The 16,045-nt window shown below is 67.6% G+C and carries 14 protein-coding genes and 1 riboswitch; of the genes, 2 read left to right on the top strand and 12 right to left on the bottom strand.

The features are described 5' to 3' along the window. Positions 1-91 precede the first annotated feature (91 nt). From BDK63_RS02030 to BDK63_RS01975, 12 genes are all read right to left on the bottom strand, one after another. Entirely contained in the window at positions 92-1,138 is a 1,047-nt protein-coding gene (locus BDK63_RS02030) for a c-type cytochrome (RefSeq protein ID WP_183329646.1), read from the bottom strand. A 13-nt stretch (positions 1,139-1,151) separates the two neighbouring features. Further along, entirely contained in the window at positions 1,152-1,823 is a 672-nt protein-coding gene (locus tag BDK63_RS02025; RefSeq protein WP_246385673.1) for a c-type cytochrome, read from the bottom strand. 57 nt (positions 1,824-1,880) lie between these two features. Then, positions 1,881-3,200, bottom strand: a complete 1,320-nt coding sequence (locus BDK63_RS02020) for an ATP-binding protein (RefSeq protein WP_183329645.1) — start codon at positions 3,198-3,200, stop codon at positions 1,881-1,883. Further along, positions 3,197-3,892, bottom strand: coding sequence for a response regulator (locus BDK63_RS02015; protein ID WP_183329644.1), 696 nt, complete (start codon positions 3,890-3,892; stop codon positions 3,197-3,199). The genes BDK63_RS02020 and BDK63_RS02015 overlap by 4 nt, the downstream gene beginning before the upstream one ends. 180 nt (positions 3,893-4,072) lie before the next feature. Further along, the gene (locus tag BDK63_RS02010) at positions 4,073-4,501 is read right to left on the bottom strand and encodes a DUF6691 family protein (RefSeq protein WP_183329643.1); all 429 of its coding nucleotides are present in this window, start codon (positions 4,499-4,501) and stop codon (positions 4,073-4,075) included. Then, entirely contained in the window at positions 4,498-4,971 is a 474-nt protein-coding gene (locus tag BDK63_RS02005; protein ID WP_183329642.1) for a YeeE/YedE family protein, read from the bottom strand. The genes BDK63_RS02010 and BDK63_RS02005 overlap by 4 nt, the downstream gene beginning before the upstream one ends. Before the next feature lie 55 nt (positions 4,972-5,026). Continuing rightward, positions 5,027-6,796 (bottom strand): SulP family inorganic anion transporter, encoded by a 1,770-nt coding sequence (locus BDK63_RS02000; protein WP_183329641.1) that lies wholly within the window; start codon positions 6,794-6,796, stop codon positions 5,027-5,029. A 3-nt stretch (positions 6,797-6,799) separates the two neighbouring features. Further along, complete coding sequence (locus tag BDK63_RS01995; RefSeq protein ID WP_183329640.1) at positions 6,800-7,234, bottom strand: protein tyrosine phosphatase family protein; 435 nt, start codon at positions 7,232-7,234, stop codon at positions 6,800-6,802. A 24-nt stretch (positions 7,235-7,258) separates the two neighbouring features. Then, positions 7,259-8,140, bottom strand: coding sequence for an MBL fold metallo-hydrolase (locus BDK63_RS01990; protein ID WP_183329639.1), 882 nt, complete (start codon positions 8,138-8,140; stop codon positions 7,259-7,261). 154 nt (positions 8,141-8,294) lie between these two features. Then, positions 8,295-9,206, bottom strand: a complete 912-nt coding sequence (locus BDK63_RS01985; RefSeq protein WP_183329638.1) for an MBL fold metallo-hydrolase — start codon at positions 9,204-9,206, stop codon at positions 8,295-8,297. A gap of 197 nt (positions 9,207-9,403) precedes the next feature. Continuing rightward, positions 9,404-9,595 carry a YgaP family membrane protein gene (locus BDK63_RS01980; protein WP_183329637.1) on the bottom strand — a complete coding sequence of 64 codons (192 nt, stop codon included), beginning with the start codon at positions 9,593-9,595 and terminating at the stop codon, positions 9,404-9,406. Positions 9,596-9,845: 250 nt separating this feature from the next. Beyond that, the gene (locus BDK63_RS01975; RefSeq protein ID WP_183329636.1) at positions 9,846-11,255 is read right to left on the bottom strand and encodes an MBL fold metallo-hydrolase RNA specificity domain-containing protein; all 1,410 of its coding nucleotides are present in this window, start codon (positions 11,253-11,255) and stop codon (positions 9,846-9,848) included. Between the two features lie 270 nt (positions 11,256-11,525). Continuing rightward, a riboswitch (cyclic di-GMP riboswitch) is annotated at positions 11,526-11,608 on the top strand. Positions 11,609-11,719: 111 nt separating this feature from the next. Between BDK63_RS01975 and BDK63_RS01970 the strand changes: the two genes are divergently transcribed. Both BDK63_RS01970 and BDK63_RS01965 read left to right on the top strand, forming a co-directional pair. After that, positions 11,720-12,703, top strand: coding sequence for a hypothetical protein (locus tag BDK63_RS01970; RefSeq protein WP_183329635.1), 984 nt, complete (start codon positions 11,720-11,722; stop codon positions 12,701-12,703). Between the two features lie 317 nt (positions 12,704-13,020). Further along, positions 13,021-16,029, top strand: a complete 3,009-nt coding sequence (locus BDK63_RS01965) for an Ig-like domain-containing protein (RefSeq protein ID WP_183329634.1) — start codon at positions 13,021-13,023, stop codon at positions 16,027-16,029. Positions 16,030-16,045: the final 16 nt, after the last annotated feature.

Raw genomic sequence — 16,045 nt, 5'->3', positions numbered from 1 at the left:
ACCTGCCTCCCTCAATAGTGGCTCTGTGTTTGGGTGTCCCCACCTCAACGTAACCCACGACGTTGAGGCGGGGCAGGTCAATCCATCATGTCTACTGTGCCTTCAGCTCCTCGAAGCGCGGCTGGCCGACGTTCCAGGGCTTCACCTCGTCGCCCTTCTCGCCCCAGTTGGCATGGTCGGCGAGGATGTCGCCATTCGGGCCTTCCTGGCCGTAGAGGGAGTGGCGGTGGAAGGTCGGGCCGAAGCGCTCCAGGGTCTCGGCCACGTCGCCGGTATAGCGCGGATCCTGCGGGCGCTCCTGGCTGTTCATGTAGTAGGCGATGTCCCACGCCTCCTGGTCGGAGAGCGAGAGCGGCTGGCCCAGCGGCATGTTGTTCTTGATGAACCCGGCCGCGGTGAAAAGGCGCACGATGCCCGCGCCCCAGTTGTTGGAACCGTCGCCCCAGGGCGCCGGGAAGACATACTCGCCGTCCTGGTAGAGCCCGGAGCCGTCCTCGCTGTGGCAGACCGCGCAGTTCTCGGCGTAGAGCGCCTGGCCGTTCTCGTAGCTCAGCTCCTCGGGGCGGTCCGGATGGGGGAAGCCGCGGCCGTAGATCGGCTGGTCGGGGTACATGGGTGCCCCCTTGGCCAGCCACTGGTGATAGGCAGTCAGCGCCAGCATGTCGTCGCTGCCGTACTCCGGCGGCGTGCCGTTCATGGAGTAGGCGAAGCAGCCGGCGATGCGCTCCTCGAGGTTGTTGACGTGGTCGTTCTTGCCGCGATAGTTGGGCAGGGTGACCGCCGCCGCCCACACCGGGGCGCTGAACGGCTGGCGCCCCTCGCCCAGGTGGCAGCTGGAGCAGTTCATGTCGTTGAAGACGTTCTCGCCGCGCAGCTGCTGGGTGTTGGTGAAGAGGTCATAGCCGCGGCGGATGACCTGCTTGGTCTCCGGATGCAGGTCGGAGGCCTCGAGGTCCGCCATGGTCGGCGGGATATGGACGAGCTCGCCCTCCTGGGGGGCCGGATAGCCCATCTCCACCAGGGTCTCGACCGCCGGGTGCCGGGTTTCGGCGAAGGCGGCCAGGCTGACGCCAGCCACCACGGTGGCACCGGCCACGGCCAGGGTGGTCCTGCCCAGGTTGGTCCTGAAATGGTTCATGGTCTGCTCCCCCTTATTCGGACGCCACGGACTGGCTGGCCAGCCAGGCGGAAACGGCGCGGATGTCCTCGTCGCTCATGCGCTTGGCGATGGCGCCCATGAGGTTCTGCGGGTCGTTGCTGCGCTCGTCGGCCTGCCAGGCGCGCAGCTGGTTCTCGATATAGCCGGCGTGCTGGCTGGCGATGCCCGGGAAGGTATCGCCGACGCCCTCGTTGCGCGGGCCGTGGCAGCTCTTGCAGGAGACGATGTAGGCGTCCCAGTCGCCGCGCAGGGCGAGCTGCTCGCCGCGGGCCAGCAGGTCGTCATCGACATCGCCGGTCTGGGCCGCGGTCACCCGCATCTCGCTGTAGTAGGCCGCCACGTCGGCGATCTGCTGGTCGTCGAGCATGTTGGCGAACGGCATCATGGTGGCGTTCTGGCGACGCCCCTCCTTGAAGTCGTGCAGCTGCTTGGCGAGGTAGTCGGCGTCCAGGCCGGCCAGACGCGGCCAGGACTCACCGCCCGGCACGTTCATGCCGCTGCCGTCGGCCTGGTGGCAGGCCACGCAGGTCCCCGCGGCCGCCTGGCCACGCTCGGCGTCGCCTTCCAGCGCCACGGCCTGACCGGCGGCCAGGCCGACGCCCAGCAGCAGGCCGAGCCCGCCCGTGATCCTCTTGCTGGTCCCCATGATCCCCTTGTAGGACATAGCGGTTTCCCCTCGTGTTGTCATCGGCCCCGGTACGCAGTGTTCGGTACGGGGTATTCAACGGCTCGCCAGGACCGGGAAGGTCAGGCGGGCCTCCAGCCCGTCCCCGTCGGGGCGGGCAAAATCGAGCCGTCCGGCGAAGCGCTCGGCGATGGCCACCACGATAGCCAGACCCAGGCCGCTGCCGCGCTGCTTGCTGGCGCGCCAGAAGCGCTGCGCCATCTGGCCGAGGGCCTCGTCGTCGACGCCGGGCCCGTGGTCGCGCACCCGGAAGGTCAGCTCACCGGCCGTCTCGTCCAGCCGGGCATCCACCGCCACCGGCTGGTCCTCGCCGCCGTGGCGCAGGGCGTTATCCACCAGGTTGCGCAGCGCGGTGACGGCCAGCTCCCGGGGCAGCGCCAGCTCGACCGCCGGCCACGCCGCCGGCATCCGGAAGCGCGCCGGGTCGACCCCGGTATCGCGCAGCGCCAGCTCGACCACGTCGTCGACCCGGCTGCGCTCGCCATCCTCGAACTGCAGCCGCCCCTCGACCCGGGCCAGCATCAGCAGCTGGTCGAGGATGCGCGACAGGCGCCCCACCCCCTCCTCGGCATGGGCCAGGGCCTGGCGGGCGGCCTCGCCCTCGACCCGGCTCGCCACCTGCAGGTGGGTCTTGATGGCGGTGAGCGGCGTCTTCAGCTCGTGGGCGGCATCGTTGGTGAAGCGCTGCTCGCGAACGATGGCCTGCTGGATCCGCGCCAGCAGCCCGTTGAGCGTCTCGACCAGCGGCCGCAGCTCCACCGGCACGCCGTAGGTGGCCACCGGCGCCAGGGCATCCGGATGGCGCCGCGCCAGGGAGTCGCGCAGGCGGCTCAGCGGCGCCAGGCCGCGCAGCACGCCCAGCCACAGCGCCACCATGCTGCCCTGCAGCGCCACGGCGAAGGGCACCACCGCCACCTGGAAGACGTTGCGCAGCAGCATGTCGCGCTCGTCCATGCGGTCGGCGGTGGTGATGGTCAGCCCGCCGCGCTCGTAGGTGAACACCCGCCAGGTGACGCCGCCCTCCTCGCGGTAGGCGTGCCCCCGCTCGCCGGGAGCCAGGATCGACTCCAGGTCGGTGTGGGTGCGCGCCATGATCTCGCCGCGGGGCGAGTGCACCTGGCAGGCCAGCCCCTCGATGGGCGGAATCGACAGCGCCCGCTGGTCGGCCTGCAGCCACACCTCCTCCGGAAGCTGCGCCATCAGCCCGGCCACCATGCGCGCCGACTGCGCCAGGCGCTGGTCCAGGGTGGCGACGAACTGCTCCTCCAGATCGCGCATCAGCCAGGCCGCCGCCAGGCTCCAGAGCAGCGCCAGGGTCAGGCCCAGGGTCAGCAGCAGCCGCGTGCGCAGGCTCACGCCTCCCGCCTCTTGTCGGTCAGTACCACCGCCGAGGGCTTGCCGAGCCGGTAGCCCAGCCCGCGCACCGTCTCGATCACCCGGCTGCCGAGCTTGCGGCGCAGGTGGTGGATATGCACGTTGAGCGCGTTGCTTTCCACCTCATCGTTCATGCCGTAGAGGCTGTCCTTGAGCTGGTCCGCGGAGAGCACGCTGCGCGGCGACTGCAGGAAGGTCTCCAGCAGCACCAGCTCGCGACGCGACAGCGCCACCGGGCGGCCGTCAACGGTGACCTCCCGGGCCACCGGGTCCAGGCACAGCGGGCCGTGCTCGATCAGGGTCCGCGAACGCCCCGCCGCCCGGCGCAGCAGGGCCTGCAGGCGGGCCACCAGCTCGTCCAGGTCGAAGGGCTTGACCAGGTAGTCATCCGCGCCGCCCTGCAGCCCCTCGATGCGGTCGCGCACCGCATCGCGGGCGGTCAGCACCAGCACCGGCGTGGCGATGCCCGCCGAGCGCCACTCCTCGAGCAGCGACAGGCCGTCGCCATCCGGCAGTCCGCGGTCGAGGATCACGGCATCGCTGGAGACGGTCTCCATGGCGCTGCGCGCCTCGGCCATCGTCTCCACATGGTCGACCACGAAGTCGTGGACGGTCAGCCCGGCCTGGATGCCGGAGGCAACCAGGGCGTCATCCTCGATCAGCAGAACGTGCATGAGATGGAATCCTCGTTGTGTGCGACATCCTGTCACTCGTCAATTAAGGCGGCGTTAACCGGTTATAAGCATACAGCCGGATCGCCTCGTCCATTGGTCAAAGGTCCTGCCACCAGACGCAGGCGTCCCCGCCGACCGTGCCGGCGGGGACGCAATGGAGGCCGCCCGGCAGGGGGTGAATCAACCGCGTGCCGGGATTGCCCTGGCCAGGAACCAGCCGGCCACCATGGCCACCAGCATGGCGACCAGCGGGCCGGTAAGCCCGGCGATGGAGGCGAAGGCCGGCCCCGGGCAGTAGCCCGAAAGCCCCCAGCCGATGCCGAACAGCGCCGCACCGCCGATCAGGCGACCGTCGAGGTCCTGGCGGGTGGGCAGCTGGAAGGCCTCGCCGTAGATCGGGGCCGTACGCTTGAAGGCCAGGCGATAGCCGATGAAGTTGGTCACCACGGCGCCGCCGAGCACGAACATCAGGGTCGGGTCCCAGGCGCCGAAGAGGTCCAGGAAGCCCAGCACCCGGGCCGGGTCGGTCATGCCGGAGATACCGAGACCCAGGCCGAACAGCAGGCCGGCGATATAGCCCATCACTGGCTTCAAGGTCTCGGTCTTCATGCGCCACCTCCGATCACATGCCGAACCACGTAGACGGTGATGATCGCCGCCACCAGGAAGGTCAGGGTCGCCACCAGCGAGCGCGGCGAGAGGCGCGCCAGGCCACAGACCCCGTGGCCGCTGGTGCAGCCGCTGCCGAGCCCGGTGCCCACGCCCACCAGCAGGCCGGCGAGGAGCATCATGACCACGCCGCCGGCGGGCTGGCCGATCACCTCGCCGGTCACGTCGACCCCGGCGCCGACGACGTTGCCGAGGCCGCCGCCCAGCAGCATCAGCACGATCGGGCCGCTGATCAGGCCGAGCAGGAAGGTGAGCCGCCAGGCGCTGTCGCCCCGGGGGCGGGCGGTGATCAGGGTGCCGATGATGCCGCTGATGCCGGCGATACGGCCCAGGGTGGCCATCAGCCAGGTGGCGGACAGGCCAATCAGGATGCCGCCGGCCAGTCCCTGCAGGGATGAACTCCAGTCCACTTTCTCTCTCCTTTGGGGCATCCACGCGGATGCGGGTGATATCGAAACGTTGGGGTCAGGGCTGACGCGGCGAGGTCATCTGCAGCTCGGCACAGCGCCGCGACAGGGTCCCGTCGCTCTCGCCGCGCAGCTCCCGCCAGGCGTCATAGGTGCTGAGGAACACGTGCCCGGTGAGCTCGTGGCAGAACTCGGTGTTCTTCAGCCGGTCCATCACCGGGCCCTTGACCTCGGCCAGGTGCAGGCGCACGTCGGCATCCTTGAGTCGGGCATTGATCGCCTCCAGGCTCTCCAGCGCCGAGGCGTCGATGACGTTGACCGCCTGGCAGGCCAGCACGATGTTCTGGAGGCCCGGCTGGCGGGCGGCCAGCTCCATCACGGTGTCCTCCAGGTAGCGAGCGTTGGCGAAGTAGAGGCTCTCGTCGACCCGCAGGATCGCCAGGCGCTCGTCGGTCTCCACCGCGTGGCGCTGCACGTTGCGGAAGTGCTCGCTGCCCGGCACCCGCCCCACCACGGCGCTGTGGGGACGGCTGGTGCGGTAGAGGTGCAGCGCCAGCGACAGCCCCACCCCCACCGTGATGCCGCTCTCGACCCCGTGCCCCAGGGTGACCAGGATGGTCGCCAGCATCGCCGCGAAGTCGCTGCGCGAGTAGGCCCAGGTGCGCCGGATGGCGGGGAGGTCGACCAGCGAGAGCACCGCCACGATGATGGTGGCCGCCAGGGTGGCGATGGGCAGGTAGGCGATCAGCGGGGTGAGCAGCAGCGCCGCCACGCCAATCCCCACCGCGGTGAAGGCCCCCGCCGCCGGGGTCTCGGCGCCGGCATCGAAGTTGACCACCGAGCGGGCGAAGCCCCCGGTCACCGGCATGCCGCCGGTGAACGACGCGGCGATATTGGAGGTGCCCAGCCCCACCAGCTCCTGGTCGGGGTCGATGCGCTGGCGACGCTTGGCGGCCAGGGTCTGGCCCACCGACACCGACTCCACGAAGCCGACGATGCTGATCAGCAGTGCCGCCACGAACAGCTGGCTCCACAGGCCGCTGTCGAAGCCGGGCAGGGTCAGCGGCGGCAGGCCCGCCGGCACGGCGCCGACAACGGCCACGCCGCGCTCGTCCAGGCCGAGCCCCCAGGTGGCCAGGGTGGTCACCGCCACGGCAAGGATCGGCGCGGCCTTGGTCAGCATGTCCGCCGGCCGGCCCGGCACGCCCAGGCGCAGCAGCCCTGGCTTGAGCCAGCGCCGTGCGGCGTAGAGGAACGCCAGCACCGCCAGGCCGATCGCCAGGGTCGGGCCGTTCACGCTGCCCAGGTTCCCGGCCAGGCCGACCAGCAGCTCGAGCAGGTTATGGCCGCTGGCCTCGACGCCCAGCACGTGCTTGAGCTGGCTCGCCGCGATGATCAGCCCCGAGGCGGTGATGAAGCCGGAGATCACCGGATGGCTGAGGAAGTTGGCCAAAAAGCCCAGCCGCGCCACCCCCATCAGGGTCAGCATCAGCCCGGACATCAGCGCCAGCACCAGGGCCGCGCCGAGGTACTCCGGCGATCCCTGGGGGGCGATCTGCCCCACCGCCGCGGCGGTCATCAGCGAGACCACCGCCACCGGCCCCACCGCCAGGGTGCGGCTGGTGCCGAACACCGCATAGACCACCAGCGGGGCAATGCTGGCATAGAGCCCCACCTCGGGCGGCAGCCCGGCCAGCATGGCGTAGGCCAGCGACTGCGGGATCAGCATGATGGTGACGATCACCGCCGCCAGCAGGTCGCTTCCCAGGGTGGCGCGGCCGTAGCCGGGCAGCCACTGCAGGATCGGGAAGTAGCGCTTGGGGTTCATCGCTCAGCGCTGCCCCGCGGCGGCTTCCAGCAGCGGGCGGCGCTCCTCCAGGTCGTGGCCCGCGGCGCGGGCCGCGGCCAGCAGCGCCGGGATATCGCAGCTCTCGCCCTGGCTGCGGGCATGGGCCCAGAGGTGCACGGCACGCTTGCCGGTCTTGCAGAAGGCCAGGATCGGCGTGGGCAGGGTCTCCAGCGCCTCGCCGAAGGCCGCGATGTCCGCGTCGCCATACTCGCCCGGGGCGACCGGGATGCACCGCCATGCGAGGCCGAGCTCGGCGGCCCGCTCGCTCAGGGCGCGGTCGTCGGGGTGGTCCTCGGCCTCGCCGGGGCGGCGGTTGCAGACCACCGAACGGAAGCCGCGGCGGGCCACCTCGTCGAGGTCGGCGGGGGTCACGGCGTCGGTGATGGCGAAACCGGGTTCGAGCTGATGGATCTGCATGGGCGCTCTCCTGATCGATGGGCCTCAGAACTTGTTGATCGGCACCTTGAGGTAGACCTGGCCGTTGTCCTCGGCGGGCGGCATGTGGCCGGCGCGCATGTTGACCTGCACCGAGGGCAGGATCAGCTTCGGCATGTCGAGGGTGGCGTCGCGCTCGGTGCGCATCTTCACGAACTCCTCCTCGCTGATGCCCTCGTGGACGTGGACGTTGTGACGACGCTGCTCCTCCACGCTGGTCTCGTGCTGGTACTCCTCGCGATCCGGCGCCTTGTAGTCGTGGCACAGGAAGATGCGGGTCTCGCCGGGCAGGGCCAGCACCTTCTGGATGGAGCGGTATAGGGTGCGGGCATCACCGCCGGGGAAGTCGCAGCGGGCGGTGCCGTAGTCGGGCATGAACAGGGTGTCGCCGACGAAGGCGGCGTCGCCGATCACGTAGGTCAGGCAGGCCGGGGTGTGGCCCGGGGTGTGCAGCACCCGCCCTTCCAGGCTGCCGATGGTGAAGGTGTCGCCCTCCTCGAAGAGGCGGTCGAACTGGCTGCCGTCCCGGGCGAACTCGGTGCCGGCGTTGAAGGCCTTGCCGAAGACATCCTGCACCACGGTGATCTTGGCGCCGATGCCGGTCTTGCCGCCCAGCGCCTCGTGGAGGTAGGGCGCGGCGGAGAGGTGGTCGGCGTGCACGTGGGTCTCGAGGATCCACTCCACCTCCAGGCCGTTGTCGCGCACGAAGGCGATGATCTCGTCGGCAGAGCGAACGTCGGTACGCCCGGCGGCGTAGTCGAAGTCGAGCACCGAATCGAGGATCGCGCAGGACTTGCTGTTGGGGTCCTGCACCACATAGCTGAAGGTGTTGGTGGGCTCGTCGAAGAAGTGGGTCACGATGGGTCGTGGCGCATTCGTCTGTGACATGGGGCTTACCTCCGTTGGCGTCGCTGCCTCACGATATGCTGACAGCATAGCCGAAAAACAAGTTCTATACTTATACTTTTTTGACCTATTCCCGACAGGGGCGAGCCTCATCCACGCGAGGCTCGCCCCTGTCATGGCCGCGATGCCCGGCCACTCACTCCCAGGCGGCACCCTCCAGGGCATCCAGCGGGATCTTGAGATAGCGCCTGCCGTTGGCCTCGGGCTCCGGCAGATGGCCGCCCCGGGTATTGATCTGCAGGGAGTGCAGGATCAGCTTGGGCATCGGCAGCTCGCTGTCGCGCTCCTCGCGCATCACCGCGTAGTCGTCCTCGGTGACACTGCCGGCCAGGTGCTTGTTGGTCTCGCGCTGCTCGCGCACCGTGCTCTCCCACGCCGGCTCGCGCCCGCCCGGCATGTAGTCGTGGCCGGTGAACAGCCGGGTCTCGTCGGGCAGCGCCAGGATCGACTGGATGGAGCGCCACAGCTGGTGGGCGTCCCCGCCGGGGAAGTCCGCCCGGGCGGTGCCGAAGTCCGGCTGGAAGAGGGTGTCGTGAACGAAGGCGGCATCGCCGATCACGTAGGTGATGGAGGCTAGGGTGTGGCCCGGCGAGAACATCACCCGCGCCTCCAGCTCGCCGATGCGGAAGGTGTCGCCCTCGGCGAAGAGGCGATCCCACTGGGAGCCGTCGGCCGGAAAGTCGGGCCAGTGGTAGATCTTCTTCCACAGCTTCTGGACCTCCACGACCTTTTCGCCGATGGCAGTGGGCGCGCAGGTCCTCTCCTTGAGGTACCGGGCCGCCGAGAAGTGGTCGGCATGGGGGTGGGTGTCGAGCACCCACTCCACCTCGAGGCCCTTCTCCGCCACGTAGGCGAGCAGCTCGTCGGCATGGTGGGTGGCCGTGGCACCGGACTTCTCGTCGAAGTCATGCACCGGGTCGATGATGGCGCACTTGCCGGTCGCCGGGTCGCTGACCACGTACTGGACGCTGAAGGTGCGCGGGTCGAAGAAGCCCGCCACGTCGGGGTTGCCAGCGCCGGTGCTGCGAGACAGGTCAAAGGTCTTCATGAGCATTCCTCCTGGTGGCGCCCGGGTCGACCGGGCGGCAACTTGCTAAATATGGAATAAGCTTAGCTCATTTTGCTCTATATGGCGATTGAGCCTGCCCATGGCGGCGATAGCCTGCCCGGCTCCCGGAAGCACGACGCCCGCGACCGGAGGGTCGCGGGCGTCGAACGGCCTGGCCGAGCCAGGGTCGGGACCGGCTACTTCTTCAGCTTGCAGGTGTTGATGCCGAACAGGCTGTAGGCCGGGCAGAAGTTGAACAGGCCGGTGGCCAGCGGCAGCACACCGATCCAGCCCCAGGCGCCGATGACACCGGTCAGCGCCAGGCCGATCAGCAGCGCGCCGATCACGATACGGGCAATCTTGTCGATGCCGCCCACGTTGCTCTTCATGGTATTTACCTCAGGCAGTCAGTGAGTTCAGAAGCTGAAGACCGGAATCTTCGAATCGCGCATCATCGCGGCCATGGGGCCGGGGGCGGCCACGCCCTGGCGCTGGTGGCCTTCCTCCACCACCTTCAATAACCAATCAAACTAAATTAATTACTTAGTTTGCAATCAACATGAGGATAGATCAGAGCTCGCCGTACGACATGGGGCAAGTCGTCGCAGCTTGATGCAGATCAAGCTGCGACAGGTGGAGTCAGAGCTCGATGCGGTCGCCGTAGGCGGGAATCTCGGCCTCGATGCCACTCTCGGCCAGGGCGGCCTTGAAGGCCTCCTGGGTGCCGGGCTCGCCGTGCACCAGGTAGAAGCGGGGGTTATTCCGGAAGGCGCCTGCCCAGCCGATCATGTCGGTCTGGCCGGCGTGGGCGGAGAAGCCGCCGATGGTGTGCACCTTGGCCTTTACGGCCAGGTCCTGGCCCAGCACCCGTACCCGCTCGGCGCCATCGACGATCTGGCGGCCCAGGGTACCGGCGGCCTGGAAGCCGACGATCACCAGGCGGGTATTGGGCTTCTCCAGGTTGTAGCGGAAGTGGTGGATGATGCGCCCGCCGGTGCACATGCCGGCTCCGGCGATGATGATGGCCCCGCCGTGGATGCGGTTGATGGCCATGGACTCGTCCACGGTGCGGGTCATGCGCAGGATCGGCAGGTACTGGCTGGTATCGCCGCTGGCGGCGATATTGAGCACCTTGAGGTCCTCGGCATCCAGCGCCTTGCGCGCCCGGTGGTAGAGCTCGGTGACCTTGATCGCCATAGGGCTGTCGAGGAACACCATCTGCTGGCGTAGCCGCCCCTCGTGGTAGAGCACGCTCAGGTGGTAGAGGATCTCCTGGGTGCGCCCCACGGCGAAGGCGGGAATCAGCACGTTGCCGCCCGCCTCGTGGGCCTCCTCCAGCACCCGGGCGAACTCCTCCAGGGTCTCGTCCAGGGGACGGTGGTCACGATCGCCGTAGGTGCTCTCCATCAGCACCACGTCGGCCTCATAGAGCTTCTCGGGATCCTTCATCAGCACCGAGCCGGGGTTGCCCAGGTCGCCGGAGAACACCAGCCGCTTCTCCTGGCCGCCGGAGGGGACCGTCAGCTCGACGATGGCTGAGCCGAGGATATGGCCGGCGTCGCGAAACACCAGGCGGGCGCCGCCGGGCAGGTCCACCGGCTGGCCGTAGGGATGGGACTCGCAGAGCGACAGGGTGCGCTCCACGTCCTCCAGCTCGTAGAGCGGCTCGACCAGCGGCTTGTCGTTGCGCTTGCGCCACTTGTTCTCCCACTCCACGTCCTTGGCCATGATGAAGGCGGAATCCTGGAGCATGATCTCCAGCAGGTCACGGGTGCCCCGGGTGCAGTGGATGGGGCCGCTGAAGCCCTCGCGCACCAGCTTGGGCAGCAGGCCCGAGTGGTCCAGGTGTCCGTGGGAGAGCACTACGGCCTCGAGCTCGTGGGCCAGCTTGCCGAAGGGTTTGGCGTTGGTCTCGTCGGCATCGCTGCCGCCCTGGTGCAGCCCGCACTCCAGCAGCAGCCTGTGCGAGCCGTCGCTGCCGTCCACCTCGATCAGGTAGCGAGAGCCGGTGACTTCCTTTACCGCGCCCTGGAAAGTGAGTGTCGACATGGGGTTGCGCTCCTTTGCCTGCTGACGTGACCAGCTTGTGTCTCTTGAGTTCAGCATACTGGATCGACGACCGGTGCGCCTGCAATGAGCTGCCGTGCCCACGGCTCGCCCGGGCGACATGGTCCGGCTCATCACTCGGGCATGAGGTCGCTACAAAATTCCTGTTGCAAAAGTTCACATTTCGGCAAGAATTGATACCGGAGACCGTATCGACTTCGCCCCGTCACTGCCCTGCCCCGCGGGCGCGACGACGACCCGGTCCAAGCGCCACGCAGCAAACGCCAAACCGGCAGCGATGCCGGGACGGAAAGCCACGGGTCTCGCCCTCGTACCGAGACAGCCGGGTTGCCTGAGGAAGGCGCCTTGAGAAAGAGAAGAACAGACAAGGCGGCGAACGGGTAACCGCGCACCGACAGGTGCTGCCCGTTTCTCCAAGGAAACAGCAGGCAAGCGAGGGTAATGCAATGGCTATCGAAGTGACGTTGAGCCCAGAAACTGAAAACTACACTGTCAGCACAAGTGTTGGCCAAGATCATATTATTACTGGGAATGATCTCGATAACGAAATTACCGGCGGCAACGGGGATGACACCCTTATCGGCGGGGCTGGTGACGACACCCTGACCGGTGGAAGAGGAGATGATACTTTTGTCTTCAACTTCGCGCTCTCCGAAGAGGTCATTCCCGGCGATACCGTATATATGGGACCGGACCCCTTCGCTGCCTGGCTGGCATCAGAGGGCCTGATCGGGGACGCCGACCAGCTCGACGCCGCCCTCTCCCAGAACGAGTTCGTTCAATACTACAAGGCCTGGATGGAGTACGTGGTCGAGGGTTGGCTGATTCCCGCCCTGCTTGGTGAGGACTTCGACACCTCAGGGGATTACAGCTTCGACGTCAGCTTCAAGCAGAACGCCGAGGACAGTTACCCCTCAGTCACCCTGGGCGAAGGCCTCGAGTCCTACCAGGATGCGATGGACAGCCTGATCGATTCCGTCTTCATGGCTTCCACCAAGATCGACGTCTCGACCGGCAAGAAGACCCAGGAGCGCTACTACTCCGATCTCAATACCGAGCACTTCGAGCAGGAAGCCTCCTCGGAGACTGTCGTTGCACTCGGCAGCGATGATGGCTTCGACACAATCACTGATTTTTCCGTGATAACCACTGGCGGCGTTGGACAGCGGCAGTCCGACTCACTGCTTTTCGTTGTCGATCTTCCTGACGACTGGGCACCGGAAGGGTGGGACAGCGTAGCTGATGGCGACTTCGACGAGAGCGCACTGAAGCAGCATCTCTTTGATGAAGGCTTCTTCGTCGAAGAAGAAGACTTCATCGGTCTCAAGGATCCCGCCAATGAGGGCGAGTACCTCTGGTCCGCCACGCTGGGAGACGACAGAAACTATGCCGGTAATATCTGGGACCACGTGACCGTCGAGATCGCCTGACGGCAAGTTGCATCTAGTACCACCAGGGCTGCCTAATGGCAGCCCTGTCTTGTTCCCCCTCCTGAAGCGTCAACCAGCCCCCTGATACTCCAGCCAGCCTCACCCCGCTCGCAGTAACTTTCCCATCCCCGATACTCCTTCCCTCAGTAAATCCCCTGAGCCGAGCCGTATGGCGATTTTGGACCGACGGTTCATCACTTCTCGGGATGGCGCCGCCCTCCCGGAAACCTAACATTACATAAAGCAACGCAGACAGCGTCCCGGCCGACGCCTGCCAGCAAGGAAGCAATTCAACCGCACCGTTACAGGGGGCTGCCATGTCCACCTCACCTGAGTCGGACGATCTCGATACCGACCTGCTCGAGACCCGCTTCGAGTCAAACCGGTCGCTGCCCCGCGAGCGGGCCGTGGAAAGCGAAGAGAGGCGCGGCCTGGCCCAGGCGCCGCCGGACCTCGATGATGCCGACGAACCGGAGACCGATGCGATAACGCCGCCGGCCGATGTCGACGACGCGACTCCTGCCGAGGAGGCCGACAACCTGGCGGGGGATGAGGTGAATAATGAGCAGTCACCAGCTGGCAGTACCGACAGCCTGGCCAACGAGCCCGCCACCGCGACATCAACCACGCCGACGGAGGACGCTCCCGCCGGCGACGAAGGCCACCAGCCTGACGAAGCCCCTCAAGCAGACCCTGACGACACCTCTGGCGCTCCCGCCGAAGCGAACAATGATCCTGAGGTGACAGCAACGGCACTGCCGGAGGAAGAGACGGCCGCTGACGCGACGCCCGAGCCCGAGCCCGAGCCGAAGGCGGAAGAGACCACGGCCACGACGGAGCATACGCAGGATCAGGCGCTGCTCGATGACGACGATCTCGTCAGCTTCCAGTCCCTGGAGGAGGATGCCGAGGACTCACCGACATTCCTGGCCATGACCACGAGCACAGCGGACGAGCCGGAGCCGATCACCGCGACGAGCCAGTTCCAGCAGGGCCAGGATGGGTACTCAGGCGTGGTGGACACCTTCCTCTACGAGGGCCAGTCCCGCGCCAACCGGAGCAGCCAGAAGACGCTGACCGTGGACAGCGAGGAGCGCCGGGGCGAGATGCAGACCCTCATCCGCTTCGAGAACATCTTCGGTGACGCTGCCGGGCAGATCCCGCTGGGGGCCACCATCCTCTCCGCCACGCTGGAACTGCAGACGACCACCTCGGGGGACGGCGCCACCCTGCATCGCATGCTCCGGCCCTGGAGCGACGGCGACACCTGGGACAGCCTGCAGAGCGGCATCCAGGCCGATGGCGTCGAAGCCCTCGCGCAGGCCGACCTCGAGACGGGCTTCGTCACCACCGGCACCACCCGGCTCGACGTCACCACCAGCCTGCAGGCCTGGGCCGATGGCGAGAATAACCTCGGCTGGGCCTTCCTGCCCCTGGGGCCCGATGGCTGGAGCTTCGACTCGGCAGAGGGGATGTCCCCACCCAGGCTGATCGTCGAGTACCGCTATACCCCGGTGGCGCCGGTCAACAACCCGCCAGTCGCCCAGGACGACACCGCCTCGACCCTCGAGGGAAGCGCCATTCAGATCGCGGTGCTGGAGAACGACAGCGACCCGGATGGCGATCCGCTGACGGTGGGCGCCGTGACCCAGCCGAGCCACGGCAGCGTCACGCTCAACCCCGACGGCACCCTCACCTATACCCCCGACGCGGGCTTCGTCGGCAGCGACAGCTTCACCTACCAGGCCTCGGACGGGGCGCTGCTCAGCGACCCCGCCACGGTCCAGGTCACCATCGAGCAGGCGGAGCCGGTCAACGCCCCGCCGCTGGCCCAGGACGACACCGCCTCGACTGTACAGGGAAGCGCCGTGCAGATCGCGGTGCTGGAGAACGACAGCGACCCCGACGGTGATCCGCTGACGGTGGGCGCCGTCACCCTGCCGGGCAACGGCAGCGTCACCGTCAATGCCGACGGCACCCTCACCTATACCCCCGACTTCGGCTTCATCGGCAGCGACAGCTTCACCTACCGCGCCTACGACGGCCAGCTGCTGAGCGACCCCGCCACGGTCCAGGTCACCGTCAGCCAAGGCGACGGCCCCCCGCCGCTGCCGCTGGAGACCTCCTACATCGCCACGGCCTTCGGCACCAATGATCGGCGCAACTTCGAACACACCAACGCCACCAAGAGCTTCTTCCACGACGGCGAATGGTGGGCCGTGCTGCCGGAACAGACGGGCTGGCATGTCTATCGCTTCGATGGCTCGCTGCCCGACCCCGGCACCCTGGGAGGCTGGGTCAAGTCGAGCCCGACCATGCTGACCAGCGGGCGCCGGGCCGACATCGCCTGGGACGATGCCACCGACACCCTCTATGTGCTCAACTTCGGGCCCTCGGAGACGAGCCCGCGGCTCTTCCAGCTCGGCTACAGCGCCCAGACCGGCACCTTCGAGATCCAGAACAACATCCAGCTGGCGGGCTCCGGCGGCAAGCTGACCGGCGCCGAATGGCAGCGCAACACCGAGATGTCGCTGGGGCTGGACCAGAACGGCAGCCCGGTGGTCGCCATGATCGGCCCCTCGGCCGCCGGGGGCACATCGGGACTGAAGCTGGCCTATCCCACCTCCTCAAGCCTCGCCACCTGGGGCACCACCACCGTCGACCCCGGCCCCTCGACCACCGCGGGCAGCAACGGCGACAACAAGGTCGACTTCGTGGCCTTCGAGCTCGATGGCGTCGCACACGTCGGCCTGGTCTACGGCGACGACGCCACGGGGCTGTGGAAGTTCGCCTACCAGCCGACGCCCCCCTCCCCCGCCGGCTACGGCAGCGGCTGGACGATCGATACCATCACGGACGCGGTGGTGCTCGACAACCACCTCGCCGCGCTCTGGGACGGCAGCGCCATCCTGATGACCATGAAGGACGACCAGGACGCCCTCTGGGCGATCCGGGGCATGCCGGGAGAGTGGGAGGAGCCCGTGCTGGTGCATGCCGCGACCCACAGCGCGAGCCGGCCGACCCTGGCCTATGACGAGGACAGCCAGACGCTGTTCGTGTTCTACCAGGAAAACACCAACCGCCCCTACGGGGACATCTACTTCAAGGCCTCCAGTGCGAACGAGCTCTCCTTCGACCCCAGCGACCCGGGCACCCTGTTCGTCGCCAGTACGCGAGACGGCGAGTACATGAGCGACCCACAGATGCCGACCCACGCCGTGGGAGAAGCGACCGACGGCATGTTCTTCGTCTTCGCCCGCAATACCGAGGCCAAGGAGATCTGGTACAACGACTTCCAGCTCGCCGACGACTGGCTGATCGCCTGAGCCGGACGAGGCGGCG

The organism is Halomonas campaniensis (genome assembly GCF_014193375.1).
GTDB classification, from domain to species: Bacteria; Pseudomonadota; Gammaproteobacteria; order Pseudomonadales; family Halomonadaceae; genus Halomonas; species Halomonas campaniensis.
The sequence above is the reverse complement of the archived record's forward strand: the minus strand, read 5'-3'. Positions and strand labels throughout refer to the sequence as shown.

What these genes read in the sequence shown, in the direction of transcription:
- BDK63_RS01970 (WP_183329635.1), top strand. Translation starts at nt 11,720, where the DNA reads ATGGCTATCGAAGTGACGTTGAGCCCAGAAACTGAAAACTACACTGTC.
- BDK63_RS02010 (WP_183329643.1), bottom strand. Translation starts at nt 4,501, where the DNA reads ATGAAGACCGAGACCTTGAAGCCAGTGATGGGCTATATCGCCGGCCTG.
- BDK63_RS02025 (WP_246385673.1), bottom strand. Translation starts at nt 1,823, where the DNA reads ATGTCCTACAAGGGGATCATGGGGACCAGCAAGAGGATCACGGGCGGG.
- BDK63_RS01965 (WP_183329634.1), top strand. Translation starts at nt 13,021, where the DNA reads ATGTCCACCTCACCTGAGTCGGACGATCTCGATACCGACCTGCTCGAG.
- BDK63_RS01995 (WP_183329640.1), bottom strand. Translation starts at nt 7,234, where the DNA reads ATGCAGATCCATCAGCTCGAACCCGGTTTCGCCATCACCGACGCCGTG.
- BDK63_RS01975 (WP_183329636.1), bottom strand. Translation starts at nt 11,255, where the DNA reads ATGTCGACACTCACTTTCCAGGGCGCGGTAAAGGAAGTCACCGGCTCT.
- BDK63_RS01980 (WP_183329637.1), bottom strand. Translation starts at nt 9,595, where the DNA reads ATGAAGAGCAACGTGGGCGGCATCGACAAGATTGCCCGTATCGTGATC.
- BDK63_RS02000 (WP_183329641.1), bottom strand. Translation starts at nt 6,796, where the DNA reads ATGAACCCCAAGCGCTACTTCCCGATCCTGCAGTGGCTGCCCGGCTAC.
- BDK63_RS02030 (WP_183329646.1), bottom strand. Translation starts at nt 1,138, where the DNA reads ATGAACCATTTCAGGACCAACCTGGGCAGGACCACCCTGGCCGTGGCC.
- BDK63_RS02015 (WP_183329644.1), bottom strand. Translation starts at nt 3,892, where the DNA reads ATGCACGTTCTGCTGATCGAGGATGACGCCCTGGTTGCCTCCGGCATC.
- BDK63_RS01990 (WP_183329639.1), bottom strand. Translation starts at nt 8,140, where the DNA reads ATGTCACAGACGAATGCGCCACGACCCATCGTGACCCACTTCTTCGAC.
- BDK63_RS01985 (WP_183329638.1), bottom strand. Translation starts at nt 9,206, where the DNA reads ATGAAGACCTTTGACCTGTCTCGCAGCACCGGCGCTGGCAACCCCGAC.